Here is a 16750-nt window from a genome sequence, read left to right as displayed (position 1 = left end):
CAGTTTAAATAATGCTTTATTATATTATATCCCATGATAAAGAAAATACTTATCTTTGTGCTACTTTTTTCGTTTATATTTGCGTTTTTACCTTTAATTCCATCTCAAGGGCAGACTGCAACACCAATAAAGCACGTAGTTATTATAATTCTCGAGAATCATGCTTTCGATAATCTTTTTGGAACCTATCCTTTCGGTAATCCACCAATATATAATAATGTAACTGAATCCGTAATGAGACCTCTTGGACTTAATTTAAGTGTAATAATACCATATAATCCTGACAATATTAGTAAGGGAGGAATGAAACCATATTATGCAAATTCAGTTATTTTAGCTGATCCTACAGAGGGATATACTGCTTATCATACAGATTGGAATAGGGGAGCAATGAACGGTTTCATAGTGGGCTCAGGAAAGCAATCCCTAGCTTATGTATCCTATGAACAAGTTCCACTACTGTGGGACTATGCTGAAGAATACGTTCTTTCAGATAATTATTTCTCTCCAGTTTTAGTTTCTACTCAACCAAATAGGGTAGCATACTTAACTGGTTATCCTACAAAAATTTTAGGAGACGGGTATGCATCCTCAGTAATTCCTTTTCAGAATACTATAATGTATCAATTAAGTGAATACGGAGTATCATGGGCATATTTTGACTATGGCTATTATCAAGGGCAATCTCTTCCACCTTTTCCTCTAGTAGTATTTTCAGGAGCACAAAACTATTCTTCACATTATTTTAATACTAGTGTCTTTCTGCAAGATCTTAAAAACGGCCGCCTACCAGATGTTTCATGGCTAATGTTTACTGGCGGAGATGGTCACGATACTCATTCAGCTTTAGATTTACATCCACCTTTCAATTTAACCGAAGGTCAAGTTAATCTGGTAAAGTACATAAATGCTATAATGGAAAGTAAATATTGGAATTCTACTGTAATCTTCATAACTTTTGACGAAGGAGGAGGTTTTTACGACCAAGTTCCTCCCCCAATAATCTATACTTACGGTGAAGGATGCGATCATTACTTAGAAGGATTGGGAATATATAATTATTCTATTCTTGGGCAAAGAACTCCTCTCTTAATAATTTCTCCATATGCTAAAGAAGGTTGGATAAATAATTATTCAATATCTGGATACACACTTTTGGGATTTATAGACTATAATTGGCATCTACCATATCTAACTAAAATAGTTGCTAATTCTAACGTATACGGATTATTGCAGTCATTTAACTTCTCAGTTCAAAGGGAACCAATAATACTTTATCCAAATAATTGGAGCTATCCTATTCCATTACAATATCCTATTCATTACGGTTATGTTGCTAATGTTAAAGGAAACTATACTGCTTATTATCTACTTTATGAGAAAGGCTATATAAATGAGAATACACTGAATTATGTTATGCAATTTCAAAATTTAACAACAAGTTCTGTAACAACGTCTACACAGATTTCTTCTACTAGTCAAATTACTCAAAGTAGTACTTCTACTACTCAAATTACACAAACTAGTACTTCACAAACTCAAACCACTACTAGCTGTATTACTTGTACTTACAGTCACTCTTCACAGCCTCATCATTATTTCATAATAGCACTAGCTATTCTAATAGGTATTGCCATTATAGTAGCTATTCTAATCATCAGGAAACATTAGTTATTTATAGAACTAACATTCTTTGCTCTAGAAATTTCATCCTGATACCATTTTTTAACTAATTTTCGTCTTATGAAACTAGGAGTAAAAGCAGTTAAATTAGATAATAAAGAACGTATATTTTTATCTTTTTTAGAGAATTTTATATAGTCTTTGATTGTTGCTTTATATTTTGAATTATTATATGGTGATGGTAACCTAGCCAATCTTAATTTTAAATCTAAAATATATTCTTTTATAAATATTTCAAAAGAAGATGATTTTATCATATTCAGCATGGTTATATAATCCTCAATTTCCTTCTCCATGTAAGATTTCTTATGTTCAAGCCAATTCTCAAAATCATCGTTCATGTAAAACCAGGTATTATTAGAATGAATTCTATAAAGAGTAAGAACTTCAGGATCAACAACAATCTTCTTCTCACTCATAAGAGCTAAATAAAACATGAAAACATCGACTGCATGATTTATTTTCTCCAAATAAGAGAAACTATTATTAAAAAGACTTCTCCTAATACTAATAGAACTACTATTTATTTCAGTCTCGGTATTGAACATGAATCCGAATTTTTTTACTTTTTCTTGGTTGTCTATTATAGTATAATCGTAATCTTTCTTAATATGTATTTTCTCAAGATTATTGGGAGTCCTTTCAAGAAAATTCTCAAAAGCGTTATGATAGTATCCTACTTCTTCGTCTTGGAATACTTCCTTAACCTTCTCCAGCTTCCTGGGCAAGAATAAGTCATCGTCGTCAAGGAAGGATATTACTTCACCCCTAGCTTCCTTTAATCCTGATATAACGTCCATTCCTTGAGTTTGGTCACCAACTAGAACGCTCTTAACACCGTTCTCCTTCAAGTAATCGTCAATCTCGTCCTTAAAATTCTTAACAACAATAATCTCATAATCATCAATTGTTTGATTCAAAACGGAATCAACAGCATCCCTCAAATATTCCCTCCTATTATGAGCAGTAACAATAACAGAAATGAAAGGCATAAATAAAATTGAAAAAAAGAAATATATAAATATATAAGGTAGTTCTTACTTAAATATTTTACCATAAATATTATAAAAATTAGTTGTGCAAATAAAAATTTATATATTTATTTATGAAATACTTAATTGAACTAGATATGGTTAATATAACATTTGTAATGTATGGGCTAGGAGGTACTGGTGGTGATCAAGAAATATATAGGATTGCAAATAGATTAAGTGAAGACGGACACGAAGTAAACATAGTGACGCTTGTAGGCTGGGGTTATTCTGGATATAATCCCGTTAAAAATGCTAAGATTATTACACAACCTAAAATATTACGTCCAATATTTTCCATACAATATCTATTAGAATTTAATAAAAAATTTCATAAATTCAGTTTTCTAACAAAAATACCATATAAGATAAATTTAAAAATTTTAGAATATCTTATTAAGAAAAATAAAGGTGATATAATCATAGCTACTGTATGGTATACTATACCTGCAGTATATAAAGCAGGTGGGAAATATTGTTTTTGTCAAGATGTTATAGAATCTTGGTATGAAGAAGATCAATGGAAAGGTGTAAAAAACGCAATTTCTAAGTCATTTTCATTACCTATGACTATGTTAAGCATATCTAATTACACTACTTCATATTTAAGAAAATTTTCTAATACAAATAAAATTATTAACATAGGAAATTTCATCGCTGATGACTTTTTTAATTGTGAATATTTGCCTCCATCATCAAGGCCAAGAGTGATATCGACAATAGCTAGACATGAGGCTCATAAAGGATTTGATGTATTTGTAAAAGCTATAGAAGAAGTATATAGCAGAAGAAATGATTTCTCAGTAAAAATCTTAAATAAAGATGACATTAAATTAAATCTTAATTTTCCGTATAAAGAAGTAAAAAGGTTAAGAGTAGACGAATTAAAGAATTTTTACGCTAGTTCATATATTATTATATATCCATCAACACGTGAAAGTTTCGGTTTAGTAGGATTAGAAGCTATGGCATGTGGAACGCCAGTTATAATGACTAATACTGAGGGATCCAAAGAGTATGCTGTGGACGGTGTAAATGCCATTATAGTTCCAATAAATGATTACAAAGCCATAGCTAAAAATATAGAGTTTTTATTAGATAATCCTCCTATTGCAGATAAAATATCTATAAATGGCCTGGAGACAGCAAAACAATTTCAGTTTAAGGATTTTATGAGAAGATTTAAAGAGGCAATTGGATTAAAATAGTTATGCTAAATATACTTGGGATAATTTAAATTATAATCTAGAAAAATATAATTTACTATAATACGATTTCAGTTTTTTCATATAGATTTAAATGCTTTATGTAAAGTAAGTTTATATGGAAATAACTGTTGCTATTCCTACATACAAGAATAATGGTTCAACTATTGGAAAACTGTTAGAGGCTCTTCAGAATCAATCTTATAAAAATTTTAGGCTTCTTGTTGTTTATAAGCCTTCTGATGGTGATGTTACTGAGGATGTTATTTCTAAGTATAAGAATTTGGATATTGAAGTTATTTATCAGAAGGAGGGTTACATTGAGGAGGCTATGAATTTAATTTTCTCCAATGCTAATGCTGATATTCTCATAACTACTGACGATGACGCAATACCATCAAAAGACTGGGTAAAAGACCATATAGAAATGCATTCCAATCCAGAATTTGGAGTAGTAGGAAATAATAGCACTGTTAGGCTGATTAATTTTAGTTTATTGGAAAGATCTTACGCTAAATTATTTGAAAAACCTATAGATAAAGCAATGTCTGACTATGCTATTTACATTGCCGAAACAGGATTATGGACTTATAATAAATCTTTTAGAAAAAATGGTAGGATAATAAAGACGTTAGGGCTTTCTGGTTATAATATGAGTTTAAAAAAGGAAGTCTACAAAAATTTCAAGTTAGAGCAAATGACGCTAAGAGGTGCTTATTACGAAAATTATGTTGGTGTTAACGCTATAAGGAAAGGATTTCATAGCGTTTTTGTTCAAAATTGCTGTAAAACTGAACATCTAAATAGAGAATCAATAAGTAGATCTAAAAATCCTAGCGTCATAAAAGAACTTTACGCTGAAAGCGTTCTATCCGCATATTATTTTTCTAGAATATATAAGATAAATCTTGAAAAATTAAAAACTGATATATTAATAAAAACATGGAAGTGGTATTTAAAAGACAGATCTCTATTATCTTTAGCTGCTATTGAAGGTCTTAGATTGGGATTAAAAATAACTTTAGACGCAATAAAAAAAGGTTATTCAGGGGAACAAATAAGGAAAAGATTACTTGAAATAAAATAAACTATTTCCATCTATCTATTACTTTGCTTTTGAGGTATTTTTGGAATTCTTGTGAGTTTTCTTTGTACTGTGACAACATTCTGAAGCATGAGGAGCATACTTTTTTTCCTTGGTATTCGTTTGTTGCTGGGTCTCCACAATAATAGCATTTTGTCATCATTGTTCCTCCCATCATTGTCATCATTTTTGCTTTTGTCATTAGTTCGTCTGCCTGCATTGTGTAGGATTTTGCTACAACTTTTTTGCTTTCCATTTCGTGTGCTATTCTTTTTGTTATTTCTGCTGGTCTTACTGTCGGTTCTTCGTCTGTGGGGAGATATGCGTGGAATATTATGTGTTTTTCCTCATCTACGTATTTATAATGTGCTAGGTTTTGTTTTTGTGATTGTATTACTTCTACTTTTTTTGGTGTTACTTCTTCTATTGTTCCGTCATCATAAATTATTTGTAGTTTCATTTGTTTCACGCTGTGCTATTTGCTATTCCTACGTTAAATTGTGCATTGTATGTCTGGTTTGATGGTATGTAAATAGGTATATTGTTTTCTACCACGTTAAAGTAGAAGTTCAGATACTGTATTAATTGAACGTTGCTGTTTAGTTGGACGAATTGGAAGTATCCTACTGGTTTTCTTGTGCTGTTATCATATAGTCCGTAAGTGTTTTCGAAGTAGTTGAAAACTATGTATGCGTAAGTTACTGTTATTCCTATATTAACGTAAGCTATTCCATGTATATAGTATGAACCAAAATGTGCACCGTATGTTGCTCCTGGTGTTTGATTTGGATTATTGAAAGTATTGAATGCTATGTAAAGCATTAGAACCTTTCCAGTTAATTGCGTCTCACTAGACCCAGGGGCGTTTGTACCTCCTATGAATATGAAACTGTTATGGGTCTCTATACTGCTGAATGTATTCCCTATTATAAGTATTGATTGTACTACTGCATTGTCTGCTACAGCTATTATTAAGTCAGATGATGGATTAAATGTATTAAATGCAATGAGGTACGATCCTCTACCAGTTAATTGATTTAGAGCTATTGTATAATTCGAAATTACGCAACCTATTAAAGCGAAGTTTTGCCCATACGTGTAGTTCATTGAACCGTAATATCCTCCAGGGAATGTGACATTATGAAGAGTGCAAGCTACTACTCTTAATCCAGAAGCACCTTGAGTTACTATGGTACCAGAGTCGAATACGCAGCCTACTACCATTCCGTCGTTACCATCGTTACCAGGATTAAGGAAAGCATGAGGACCTACGAATACGCAGCCTACAACAGTCCAACCTCTTGAAGACACTGCAAACCCTCCCTCATTTTCGAATCTGGAACCTATAACCATTACATCCCTAGATCTGGAATCGAAAAGCAGTTCCCCAGTAGCATAGCAATTTATTACCAATACTTCAGTAGTCTCGTTTATCCATATGTTAATATTGAACTCTACTCCGTCGAAATACATTACTATTGAATGGTAATTAGAATAACCGTTTGCTATAGCCCATCTTTGATTAGTGTAATTATCTAACTTTAAGTTTTTGAAGGCTATGTACCATCCAGCCATGCTATATTCTAACATTGGCAATGAAATTACAGAATTATGTGTGGATATTCCTTGTTGCATTTCAGCATTAGCTGTTCCTGCAGTAGTTATCATTGAAGGTGGGGAAATTGATTTGTCTGTCTGTAAGTAAATTATTTCTCCTAGACCGTCGCCTTCGAAAACGTAGTTTAATGATTGTTCGAGCGGGAATGGAACGTTAGTTGTTGCATATACGTAAAGCCTTCCTCTAATAATTATGTGTGCAACGCCGTAGATTTTTGATAATTCTAAAGCTTGTTGTATGGCTTGAGTAGCGTCACTGCCTGGTGGAACGTAAAAATCTACGTCTGGATCCATATGATCAGAAATTACGAAAGCCATTTTAGAACACCCCACTTTCAGAGAATCCATACATTCTCTGATATCCTACACCAGTAATTAGATCTCCAACGAAGAATATGTAACGGTAGAGAGACCAAGATACTAATGCAGAGTAATCTACGGGATCTTGAGCAGGAGACGACGCTAATTGAGAGACTTGAGAAGATGAAAGTGCAGTATTGTAAAACTGAATGTTTTCAAGCCACGCGAATGGACCGTTAGCTGGAATAAGTCCTCCCTGCTGTGTTGCAATAGGAATGTTACCTATCCATAGGTAAGCAGGGTATTTACTTGGGTAATATTCTACGTTTACTCCAGACCAATTACCAGCTAGGTTACCATTAAGATATAATTGTAGATTACCGCCATTATATACTGCTGCTACATGCCAAGGTGAAGATGATGGACCAGCAACGCATACTCCTCTTGATGAGACTCTAAAGCATAACCTTCCGTTAGTGTTTTGTATAGCCCAGATTATTCCCTTTTCTGTGGATCCATAAGATATTACATAACCAGTCCCGTAAGTATTTACTCCGAAACCGTTTACCCATGCAGAAATTGTGAATGCTGATGGAGTGCCTAGATACTGGTCATTATTACCTAAGAACATGCTTGTTACTGTACCAGGGAATAGTACGTATGGTTGCAGAGAAAAAGATTGTTTTCTTGTTAGTATACTATTTACCATGCCAGCACTTTGATACCATAAGTATGTTACGCTTTTTGATTTTGGAATTGATATCATGAAATTGCTACTAGCAGAATTTAAGTATACTATTGCACTACCGTCTAATTCTACATTAAACTGGCCATCCGGCGAATTCACCGGATAAAAGGATCCTATTAATCCTACTTTACCGTATCTATAGTTTTGTTGAACAAAATTTACAGCTTCATATATTCCGCATGTTCCAGAACCGTCTGCACATGATCCATTAAACAATACATTTCCTCCTGCATCATACGCAGTGTATTCATTAGAAGATTGAACTACTGTGGCTAAAAATTGACCTAATAGAGGATATCCTTGAGTTGAGCCCTTTGTAGGTGTATCTTTTTTTACTAGTACTCCTGTTGACAGTGCTCCAGCTCCAGCTATTACACCACTTTTTAATAGAAGATCTAGGAATTGTCTTCTATTTAATTTCCCCATAATTTTCTATACCTCTCTTTATATATTAAACCTTTTCGACTATATTTAAAGATTTAGATAATTAAAAATGAAAAATTTTTAAGGATATATTTTTTATATAAATCTTCGCTTTTATTATCAGAATAAATTTCTAGTTGACTAAAATGAAAACGATCTTAAAAACTTTTAATTATATAGAATATAATAAAACAATAATTATTGAATTTCTTTTAGTTTACTTCTTATCCACATAGAATCGTAATTATTTTGTATAGCTTCCAAAGATATTTTTAAACCTAATCTTATTCCATCCAACATAGCCTCATCTTCTTTTGTCTTTTTATGAAGCTTCCAAGATAAAGTCTTTATTAGCATATCAATTTTTAATTTAGTTAGATCTAATTTATAGAATTTGTTTAGATAATAAACTGAAAGCATAAGTTCCGCATATCTTTCTTTTATTCCAGATAAAGACTTCGGTCTACTTAAAGAATCTCTCTCATTATGAAATAATTTACAACAGTCCTTAAACGTTGCAGGATACAATCCTTTTATAAAAGAATGAAAACATAAATATGGTTCATATCCTATTCCTCTTAATGTCATTTGTAATAATCTAAAATCTTTATACACTTCTTTCTTTACACTCATGTTTACTCCCATGAAACTAAATGACTTTATATAAGGTAAATTATAGTTATTGAAAAAGGGATTTCCTACAAATATTCCTGTTTTTGAAAAATAAGTTAAATAATCTTTCATTCTTTCGTCTAATGGTCTTTCCATTAAAAAGGAGTATATTTTTTTAAAGACGTTTATCTTATGACCGTTACCGAAATAAGGTCCTACCATTCCGACTTCAGGAAATTTTTCGTGCAAATTTACGTGATTCCTTATCCAGTCTTTTGATGGTATTGCGTCATCGTCAGTAGTTATGAGAATATCAGCATTAGCATTGGAGAAAATTAAATTCATAGCCTCCTCAATGTAACCCTCCTTCTGATAAATAACTTCAATATCCAAATTCTTATACTTAGAAATAACATCCTCAGTAACATCACCATCAGAAGGCTTATAAACAACAAGAAGCCTAAAATTTGCGTATGTTTGATGAGACAATGACTCTAAGAGATCTCTAATTGTAGTTCCGTTATTTTTGTATGTTGGTAATGCAACAGTTACTTCCATTTGGAATAGACTGATAACTCTCTATAAATTTTTATTTGTAAAATATTTATATATTCTATATAACAATCTCGGTGAATTTTCTATATTGCGGGTTTCTATTGGATTTCTTAGTTCCTTTAATGCTTCCTCATTTAAATTTTGAAGAACTATTGATGTTCCTAAGGAGTTTCTTTTTATTACAACGTAAATTGCTGAGAATATTAAGGTTATCACTGAAATTACAAATCCTGCAAAATAAGGCTCTACGAGGTCTGAAATAACGCTTTCGTACAGTGAGTAAACGAAAACTCCTGTTGATATTGTCGGAACTAGTACAGCAATAATAAATGTTCTCATTTTTGTTAGACTTATTCTATTTCTTCTATAGAACATTGATAAACTAAGGTCTGGAATTAAATGATGAAAATACCATAGAATTGTTGCTATAGTCGTAGGAACGTATGACATGTAGAATATCGCATTAAAGTATCCATAGATTGGAATAAAAATTACACCTAATATAATGAAAAGTGAGAGAGAAACAATAAAGTTGAATAGCATAGCATTCATTGGGACATTATTCTTGTTCAGTTTTTCTATCCATTTCCATTTTAGAAAATCGTCTCTAGCTAAAGAATATAAGATTCTTCCTTGTCCTCCTACTCCAGAGGCAAAAGAGAACACAACTAAGATAAGAAGTATTCCAACGATTGTTAATTCTCCTACTGAACCCAAGTATTTTACATAAAGTAAAAGTCCTGGTTGTGGGAAAGAAATCGCTTTCTGTATTCCTTGAGGACCGAAAACGCTGTTAACTGAAATAGCTCCTAGCATCCAGAATATAGTAGAAACTGCTAAGGCTATTATTGCTGCTCTCCATGTATTTTTAAAGGGTTGTTTTCCTTCCTCTGTGTAAAAAAGAAGAAATCCGTAACCTGCGAACGTAAAGAAACCGTAGGCTATCAAACTTAGAAAAGCTCCATGTATTCCTCCTGGAGAATATGAAGGATTGAATTCGTTTAAACTTAGATAATGAGAACGATAAAGGAGTATTGAAAATGCTATTATATTCATTATGAAACCGGCAATAGTTAAATACCATATTATTGATGAAACTTGCTTAACATGAAGAATTGAAGAGAGGAAAGGTACTACTAAAGCTGCCGCGCCAATTAAAAAATATGAATATTCTGGTGGATAGGTTCCGTAAATAGCGTAATATCCTACAGCTAGAAGAGAACCTACGTAAGTCGCATTAGCCACTTGCCATCCAATATAGTAAAAATAATTTGTTAATGCTACAAATTTACCTACAGCTTTTCCGAATCCTAATTCTGCTGCGCCGTAATATCCTCCAGCAAATTTAGCTAATCTAGTATATTCTAAAATAGGTATTGTAAGGAAAATTACCAAGAGGAAAGCTAACAATACTACAAATGGACTTGCATATCCTCCTGTGGCTGAAATAGAACCTAGTAGTGCTCCTATTGGCAATATTCCTGCTATTGCCCATGCTGTTGTTTTCCAAAAAGAAACGGAATCTTTTGAGAGGTCTCCCATAATCGATCATAAAAATCATCGTATTTAAGGATTTTATTAAATAGGTTAGGACTTCAATATACTTGATAACTTGGCTCTACTTTATATGAAAGTTCTAGAATTTAATTTGGAATTTCTAGATATTTTATGGATTTTCTATCACCTTAAATAGTTGTATTATATATCATGGGATAAAATAAATTATTTTTAATTTATTGAAGAATATAAGGAAGTATTATTTTGATATCCTAAAATATAACGTAAATTTTTAAAAAGTTTTCAACATAAAATAAAGATTCTTTACAAATCTAACTTTATGTCCAGTCTCCAATTTTATGTGTATAGATAATTAAATTCATAAGATTGTTAACTATACAGTAGACCTAAAATCATCTCAACAAAAATAAATCAGTATCAATACGCAACTATATCAAGATGGATAATTTTCAAGATTAAATATATTATCGATAAGTAAAGTATCGCGATGACTATGTTTAAAATTCACTTCTTTTGCAAACATAATATTCTACTTCATCCAATTTCTCACAATTTAATATCTTGGTAAAATCTCTATCCTTAGCCAAGATATAACATTGTTGAGTATATACAAAGGCTGCAGTAAACAAATCTATTCTCCAATTTTCTCCTTTAGGCTTACATCCTCTATCTTTTAGTTCTCTTTCCAAATGTGATGCTACTTCCGCTTCGTTTACAGATATATTAAATATTTCGAATGAATATAATATTTTTCTCTTTAATTCATCTTCGTTTTGAGAAGCTCCTGCTAATATTTCTTCGTATATTAAACTGCTTATAGTCTTTTTATTACAGTTCATTATTCTAGATAGAATTTCCATTTTTTGTTCATATGATTTACGAGATTTTAAAAGCCTAGTATAATCCAAAATTATACTTGTATCCAAAATTACGTATGAACTATCGCATAAGTTGATAAACTCGTCAACGTTCATTAACTATCTCTTCTAATCTCTTAGTATCAATATATTTATCTAAATCGTCTAATGATCTTGCTCTAATACAAGGATATTTCTTGGAATATATCACTTTAGTTATTATAGAATCTATAATGTGACCAGTCAACGTGCCTATTATTGCACCAGCTATAGTCCCAAGCAATTTATCATCGTCGGACTTATCTAGTGAATTACCAATTACCGCACCACTTACTGCACCTATTATCTTCCCTATAACTATCTCCTCAACGTCCTCCTCACCTAACTTCTCGCAAGCAGATTTAGCAATTTTAATGCTCTCATCATCGTCATTAGCAGTATACCTAGTATTTATCTCTCCAATTTTTCTGTAACCCTTAGACACAATGTATTTAGCAATATACTCAGCCATAAATATATAATCTAATAGTTAGCTAATAAGCTTTGTTTGAGCAGAAAGAATCTAGCCATTTCTTGCGTATTAATAGCAAAATATATAGTGCGAACCACCACGCCTTAACGGACAAGGCTTCCTGCTTCAAAGCCTCCACCTTGCAATGCAGAGGGTGGGGTTCCACAGTGAGGGTCGTTCCGACTCCGATCATGAATGCCATCGATGTCCCAAATGGGACTTTGGAGCAGAAGCGTACCACATAGACCCTCGCATCAAGGCGTCTCAGAGGTGCTTACTCCGTCAGTGACTATCATTAGTATAGGTGTGGATTTTTTCCATATTTAATTTTTACTACAAAGGAGGGTATCCATCTCCACTCTTACGGAGTCTTCTGTCCCCTTTTAACTCCTTGTTAAGATAAAATATAGGCGTATTATTTAATGTATACGTTATGTTATACTTCATTAGACTCCAAAGGCCAAGGAAACGATTTAATATGGTTGATTATGGATTATTATCTTATTCTGTAACCTTATACTTTAATGTCTAAGAAAGTTATAATAAATTTAAGAATCTTTTTATAATGTTTAAAGATAAGGTTTTCGCATTTGTGAACTACTCCGCCCTAACGGACGGGGCTTCCTGCTTCAAAGCCGAGGCTTGCCAAAGGTAGAGGTCTCAGCTCCACAGGCACTAAGGGTCGTTCCGACCCCGAGCACTAATGTGAACCCACAGTATCCCAATATGGGACTGTTGAATGGAGCAGAGGCGTACCACATAGACCCTCGCTTTAACCAAGGCGTCTCAGTGACGCTTACTCCGTCAGTGACTGCCATTAATAGAATATTTGAAAAATACGTATTTAAATGTAACCACAAAGGGGGCAATCCATCTCCACCCTTACGGATGGAGTCTTCCGCTCCCTTGAACCTATATAGATTAATTAGTTGGGGAGAGTAATACTCTCCAACTGGGAAACATGGTCGACCCTTTGACTGAAGCAAAGTCTTCGAACGGGGGCGTGACAAACCCCTACCATCGGACTGAACATTGTGATAATATGCACGGATATAGGTGTGATAAAGAGGTAGGGATCCTAGGAATAGACATATCAAAAGATCATGTGACGAGTGAGGGGAGGGTCTACACAACAACAAGGGTTATGAAGAAATACTAAAAGTGAAACTAAACACAATAGTGGTCGAACCGACAGGAGCATCAATAAAACCATGTCAATACTTCAAGGAAAAAGGGATCAAGATACTACAAGTAAGCCCAAATATACTATGGAAGGAGAAGGACTTGAGAGGAAAACAGATTTTTACTACAAAAACTAGTAAACATGGCAAACAAGGCAAAGGAGTACAACTACAACCCATTGAAAGAACTAGTAACACTATATATCTTCCTAAAAGTTGAAAGTAAAGTACAAGAACAGGGTAAAAAGAGCACTATTCCTAAGTGACGAGGAAAAAATAAGCAAGGAAATTGAAGAATTCTCTAAAGGAAACTTCAAAATACAATTATACAACTTGGAACAAAGATCGTACTTGAAGAAATCGAAGTATTATCTAAAGCACTACTGGAAACAAGCGAGAAAATAAAAGAAGTAGAGAAAGTGATAAAATTACAGTCTGAAAATCACTTTCTATTAACTATACCGGGAATAGGAAAACTTTCTGGATAATAATAGGCATTGTTGGAGACATTAAACGCTTTCCTAACCCTGAGTCCTTCGTATCTGCGGTTTAGACCCAATGAGAGGAGCGGTAAAGCTACTGTAAGGGAATACCAAAGAAGGGTAATAAGTACTTGCGCAGCTTGTTTTCCTAGCTGAGATGAATTACTCTCGTAATCCTAAACTAAAATTTTACGAGAACCATAAGGAAAAGTTGAAGGGAAAGAAGTTGTCTGCTTTAGCCAGGAAATTGAGGATAGTTTGGAGTGTTTGGTATAATAATAAGCCTTATGAGCCTAAGTGACCATAAATCGCCACGTGGATTGAAAGGTACACGTGGCAATCTTAGTTGACATTATGCTTGAAGTTCAACCGAAATATTTATTACTGAACGCCCCTTGTTAAGATAAAGATTTTCAAAATATCAATAAGTTTCGTCTTTAACTTATCAATTAATACGTTCGTAATGCCATGGAAAGATCTTTCATTTCTTCATCTGTAGGATTAGCATCCCCTATTAATACTCTGCTGATGACTTTTGTGGAAAAGAGAACTTTTGCAGCCTCGCCTGGCATTTTTTCTCTCAATTCTTCTACAGTAGTATCGCTTTTGACTGAAGGTACTGAAACGAAAGCTCCTACAGGAATTTCTGCATTGACGAACGGTTTACTTTTTTCAACTAATTGTGAAATTGTTATTCCGCTACCTTTAACAGGATAATAATTATGCGTAGCCTTAACTCTCTCTGGATCTATGTGATCTAGCAAGTACTCTATTTTATCCTGGGGAAAATCAAATGCGTTTAACTCTATTCCTATATCCTTCATTCTTAATATCTTTTCTATGCTAAACCCGTAATCTATCCTAACTGCAGAAAAGCCTACAGCCTTGAATATGCCTAAATTATCTGGACTTGCGTTAAGTTCAGCAAGTATTTCAGGGTTTATGTCTACGAATGAGTAATATCCTAATTTGTTCGCTATTTTTAACAATTCTTTTGCATTTTTAATAGCTTCAAGAGTAGATTTTGTATGAACTCCTCTTCCTATTCCGAAGAATATTTCTGAAAAACCTAAATCTTCTCCTTTTATAATCATCTCTTTTTGTCTTTCGAAAATTTCCTTCCAACCTGGAAAAATGGCAAATCCTATGGACTTCATACTATAATGATAGGAACTAAGAAAATAAGGTTTAGCTTACTACTGCTTTTACTAATCCTGGAGGTGTATCTATTGGTAAAGATCTCTTTACTCCTAGTTTGTATGCCATAAGCTGTAAGGGAACTACGTTAGCAATTGGACTCAGTTCCCTAGTTGTTTCTACGCTTTTTACCATCCCGTCAACTGAGACTGAAATTATTGGACTTCCTCTATCTGAAATCGATTTTATAACCTTATTATACAAGTCGTATGCTTGTTCCTCTGCAGGTTTTACTATAACTATAGGATATCCTTTATTAGTTAGTGCAATAGGACCGTGAAGTAATTCTCCCAATTGTATACCTTCAGCATGAATCATTGAAGCTTCTTTGAATTTTAAAGCTCCTTCCATAGCTACTGGGAAATTTATTCCGCTACTTGTTACGTAGATACTCTCCTTAGTTATTTTTGATACTGCATCTTCTGCTTGTCTTTCTATTTGAGGTAATGATGAAGATAATGATGAAGAAAGTTTCTCTAAATCTGTCTTGAACTGATCTAGATCATATCTTTCTTTTTTACCTGAATTTAATCCAGTATAAAGCGATAATGTTCTTAGCACTACCAAGGTTGATGTGAAAGTCTTAGTTGCAGGTACTGCTAATTCTGGTCCTGCAGTTATGGGCAAGTATATGTTAGATTCTAGGGCTAACCTAGAGCCTACTGAATTAGTAATTCCCACAATAACTGATCCCCTTTGCTTTGCCATTTTAACGCTTCTTATTACGTCCGAAGTTTCTCCGCTTTGACTTATAGCTATTATTACTGATCCAGTACCTATGTTTTGTAATGCATAATAAGGAAATTCTGCTGCGCTAACTACGTTAACGTTTATTCCTACTTCTGAGAAATAATACGAGGAAATCAGTCCTGCATGTAAACTGGTTCCATTACCTATAACATAAACATTTTTAGCACCGTAAACAATCATAGCAGCTAAGCTTAGGTATTTTTCCATTAGTGACGTGTATGAACTTATAAGGGAAGATGGGATATCATATATTTCCTTCAACATAAAATGGGGAAATCCCCCTTTTTCAATTATTTCTTCCTGATACTTTATTCTCTTACTTACTGCGTTTATTTGATTTCTTTGTAGATCGTAAACTTTAACATCGTCTGAAGATATTTCTGCTACAGAATTTTCTGGCAATATTAATGCATTTTCTGCAAAACCAGTTAATGAAGGCAAATCACTTGAAACATATTTACAGTCTGATACTCCTATTACAATTGGCTGTCCAGACGATGCAGCAAATATTTTATTTATTCCTTCTACTATGAACGCAAAGGAATATATTCCTCTAACATTTTTGATAATATCTATAGCAGAATCTATGTAGTCTTTACTGTTCTCCAGTAGATGAGGTATTATTTCAGTATCTGTAGTTGAGACGAACTTGTGCCCTTCTTTTGTCAACTTATCTCTTATTTCCTCATAATCGTCTATTACTCCGTCCATTACTACAGCTATCTTTCTATTACAATCCATTAACGGATGTGCGTTCTCTAACGTTGGCCATCCTCTACTTGCGTATCTTGTATGGCCTAACGCTACTTTAGATTTTTCCTTTAACGTAATGGAATTCTTTGATATGTTTCCTACAATTTTTTTGACAGAAATTTCTCCATCTAAAAATGCTATGCCTGCACTATCGTATCCTCTATATACTAATCTTTTTAATCCGTTGACTACAATCGAAACGTCGTTCGGATTTTTGCATACAAAACCGAAAATTCCTCCCAT

13 protein-coding genes and 1 pseudogene are annotated in these 16750 nt (G+C 33.3%); 4 read left to right on the top strand and 10 right to left on the bottom strand.

Annotated features, from left to right (window positions below; translation table 11 throughout):
* Positions 1 to 33 precede the first annotated feature (33 nt).
* Positions 34 to 1671, top strand: a complete 1638-nt coding sequence (locus tag DFR85_RS20120) for a phospholipase C (RefSeq protein WP_110269834.1) — start codon at positions 34 to 36, stop codon at positions 1669 to 1671.
* Here the strand turns inward: DFR85_RS20120 and DFR85_RS20115 are convergent.
* The gene (locus tag DFR85_RS20115) at positions 1668 to 2675 is read right to left on the bottom strand and encodes a glycosyltransferase family 2 protein (RefSeq protein ID WP_110269833.1); all 1008 of its coding nucleotides are present in this window, start codon (positions 2673 to 2675) and stop codon (positions 1668 to 1670) included. The two genes, DFR85_RS20120 and DFR85_RS20115, sit on opposite strands and share 4 nt — an antisense overlap.
* 113 nt (positions 2676 to 2788) lie before the next feature.
* On the opposite strand from DFR85_RS20115, the gene DFR85_RS20110 reads away from it, so the two are divergent.
* Both DFR85_RS20110 and DFR85_RS20105 read left to right on the top strand, forming a co-directional pair.
* Complete coding sequence (locus DFR85_RS20110) at positions 2789 to 3922, top strand: glycosyltransferase family 4 protein (protein WP_246253000.1); 1134 nt, start codon at positions 2789 to 2791, stop codon at positions 3920 to 3922.
* 115 nt (positions 3923 to 4037) lie between these two features.
* Positions 4038 to 5006, top strand: coding sequence for a glycosyltransferase family 2 protein (locus DFR85_RS20105; protein WP_110269832.1), 969 nt, complete (start codon positions 4038 to 4040; stop codon positions 5004 to 5006).
* Between the two features lies 1 nt (position 5007).
* Here the strand turns inward: DFR85_RS20105 and DFR85_RS20100 are convergent, their stop codons facing one another.
* From DFR85_RS20100 to DFR85_RS20070, 7 genes are all read right to left on the bottom strand, one after another.
* A complete protein-coding gene (locus tag DFR85_RS20100; RefSeq protein WP_110271779.1) occupies positions 5008 to 5463 on the bottom strand; it encodes a hypothetical protein in 456 nt (151 codons plus the stop codon).
* Between the two features lie 5 nt (positions 5464 to 5468).
* Complete coding sequence (locus tag DFR85_RS20095; RefSeq protein ID WP_110269831.1) at positions 5469 to 6938, bottom strand: hypothetical protein; 1470 nt, start codon at positions 6936 to 6938, stop codon at positions 5469 to 5471.
* A 1-nt stretch (position 6939) separates the two neighbouring features.
* On the bottom strand, positions 6940 to 8094 hold the full coding sequence (locus tag DFR85_RS20090) for a LamG-like jellyroll fold domain-containing protein (protein WP_110269830.1): 1155 nt from the start codon (positions 8092 to 8094) through the stop codon (positions 6940 to 6942).
* 195 nt (positions 8095 to 8289) lie between these two features.
* Entirely contained in the window at positions 8290 to 9261 is a 972-nt protein-coding gene (locus tag DFR85_RS20085) for a glycosyltransferase family A protein (RefSeq protein ID WP_110269829.1), read from the bottom strand.
* A 21-nt stretch (positions 9262 to 9282) separates the two neighbouring features.
* The gene (locus DFR85_RS20080) at positions 9283 to 10800 is read right to left on the bottom strand and encodes an APC family permease (protein ID WP_110269828.1); all 1518 of its coding nucleotides are present in this window, start codon (positions 10798 to 10800) and stop codon (positions 9283 to 9285) included.
* A gap of 473 nt (positions 10801 to 11273) precedes the next feature.
* On the bottom strand, positions 11274 to 11750 hold the full coding sequence (locus tag DFR85_RS20075; protein ID WP_110269827.1) for a type II toxin-antitoxin system VapC family toxin: 477 nt from the start codon (positions 11748 to 11750) through the stop codon (positions 11274 to 11276).
* Positions 11740 to 12144 carry a glycine zipper 2TM domain-containing protein gene (locus DFR85_RS20070; RefSeq protein WP_110269826.1) on the bottom strand — a complete coding sequence of 135 codons (405 nt, stop codon included), beginning with the start codon at positions 12142 to 12144 and terminating at the stop codon, positions 11740 to 11742. The genes DFR85_RS20075 and DFR85_RS20070 overlap by 11 nt, the downstream gene beginning before the upstream one ends.
* 961 nt (positions 12145 to 13105) lie before the next feature.
* Here DFR85_RS20070 and DFR85_RS20065 point away from each other — a divergent pair.
* Positions 13106 to 14108 (top strand): annotated as a pseudogene (locus DFR85_RS20065) (transposase).
* A 148-nt stretch (positions 14109 to 14256) separates the two neighbouring features.
* Here DFR85_RS20065 and DFR85_RS20060 read toward each other — a convergent pair.
* On the bottom strand, positions 14257 to 14964 hold the full coding sequence (locus tag DFR85_RS20060) for a MupG family TIM beta-alpha barrel fold protein (protein ID WP_110269825.1): 708 nt from the start codon (positions 14962 to 14964) through the stop codon (positions 14257 to 14259).
* A gap of 31 nt (positions 14965 to 14995) precedes the next feature.
* Complete coding sequence (glmS, locus tag DFR85_RS20055; protein ID WP_110269824.1) at positions 14996 to 16750, bottom strand: glutamine--fructose-6-phosphate transaminase (isomerizing); 1755 nt, start codon at positions 16748 to 16750, stop codon at positions 14996 to 14998.

This window comes from Acidianus brierleyi (assembly GCF_003201835.2).
In the GTDB taxonomy this organism is placed as follows: domain Archaea; phylum Thermoproteota; class Thermoprotei_A; order Sulfolobales; family Sulfolobaceae; genus Aramenus; species Aramenus brierleyi.
Note: the sequence above shows the minus strand (reverse complement) of the source record. Positions and strands in the feature narration are given on the sequence as shown.

Excerpts from the sequence above, each read along its gene's own strand:
- DFR85_RS20100 (WP_110271779.1), bottom strand. The coding sequence starts at position 5,463 with ATGAAACTACAAATAATTTATGATGACGGAACAATAGAAGAAGTAACA.
- DFR85_RS20110 (WP_246253000.1), top strand. The coding sequence starts at position 2,789 with ATGAAATACTTAATTGAACTAGATATGGTTAATATAACATTTGTAATG.
- DFR85_RS20105 (WP_110269832.1), top strand. The coding sequence starts at position 4,038 with ATGGAAATAACTGTTGCTATTCCTACATACAAGAATAATGGTTCAACT.
- DFR85_RS20095 (WP_110269831.1), bottom strand. The coding sequence starts at position 6,938 with ATGGCTTTCGTAATTTCTGATCATATGGATCCAGACGTAGATTTTTAC.
- DFR85_RS20115 (WP_110269833.1), bottom strand. The coding sequence starts at position 2,675 with ATGCCTTTCATTTCTGTTATTGTTACTGCTCATAATAGGAGGGAATAT.
- DFR85_RS20085 (WP_110269829.1), bottom strand. The coding sequence starts at position 9,261 with ATGGAAGTAACTGTTGCATTACCAACATACAAAAATAACGGAACTACA.
- DFR85_RS20060 (WP_110269825.1), bottom strand. The coding sequence starts at position 14,964 with ATGAAGTCCATAGGATTTGCCATTTTTCCAGGTTGGAAGGAAATTTTC.
- DFR85_RS20080 (WP_110269828.1), bottom strand. The coding sequence starts at position 10,800 with ATGGGAGACCTCTCAAAAGATTCCGTTTCTTTTTGGAAAACAACAGCA.
- glmS (WP_110269824.1), bottom strand. The coding sequence starts at position 16,750 with ATGGGAGGAATTTTCGGTTTTGTATGCAAAAATCCGAACGACGTTTCG.
- DFR85_RS20120 (WP_110269834.1), top strand. The coding sequence starts at position 34 with ATGATAAAGAAAATACTTATCTTTGTGCTACTTTTTTCGTTTATATTT.
- DFR85_RS20070 (WP_110269826.1), bottom strand. The coding sequence starts at position 12,144 with ATGGCTGAGTATATTGCTAAATACATTGTGTCTAAGGGTTACAGAAAA.
- DFR85_RS20075 (WP_110269827.1), bottom strand. The coding sequence starts at position 11,750 with ATGAACGTTGACGAGTTTATCAACTTATGCGATAGTTCATACGTAATT.
- DFR85_RS20090 (WP_110269830.1), bottom strand. The coding sequence starts at position 8,094 with ATGGGGAAATTAAATAGAAGACAATTCCTAGATCTTCTATTAAAAAGT.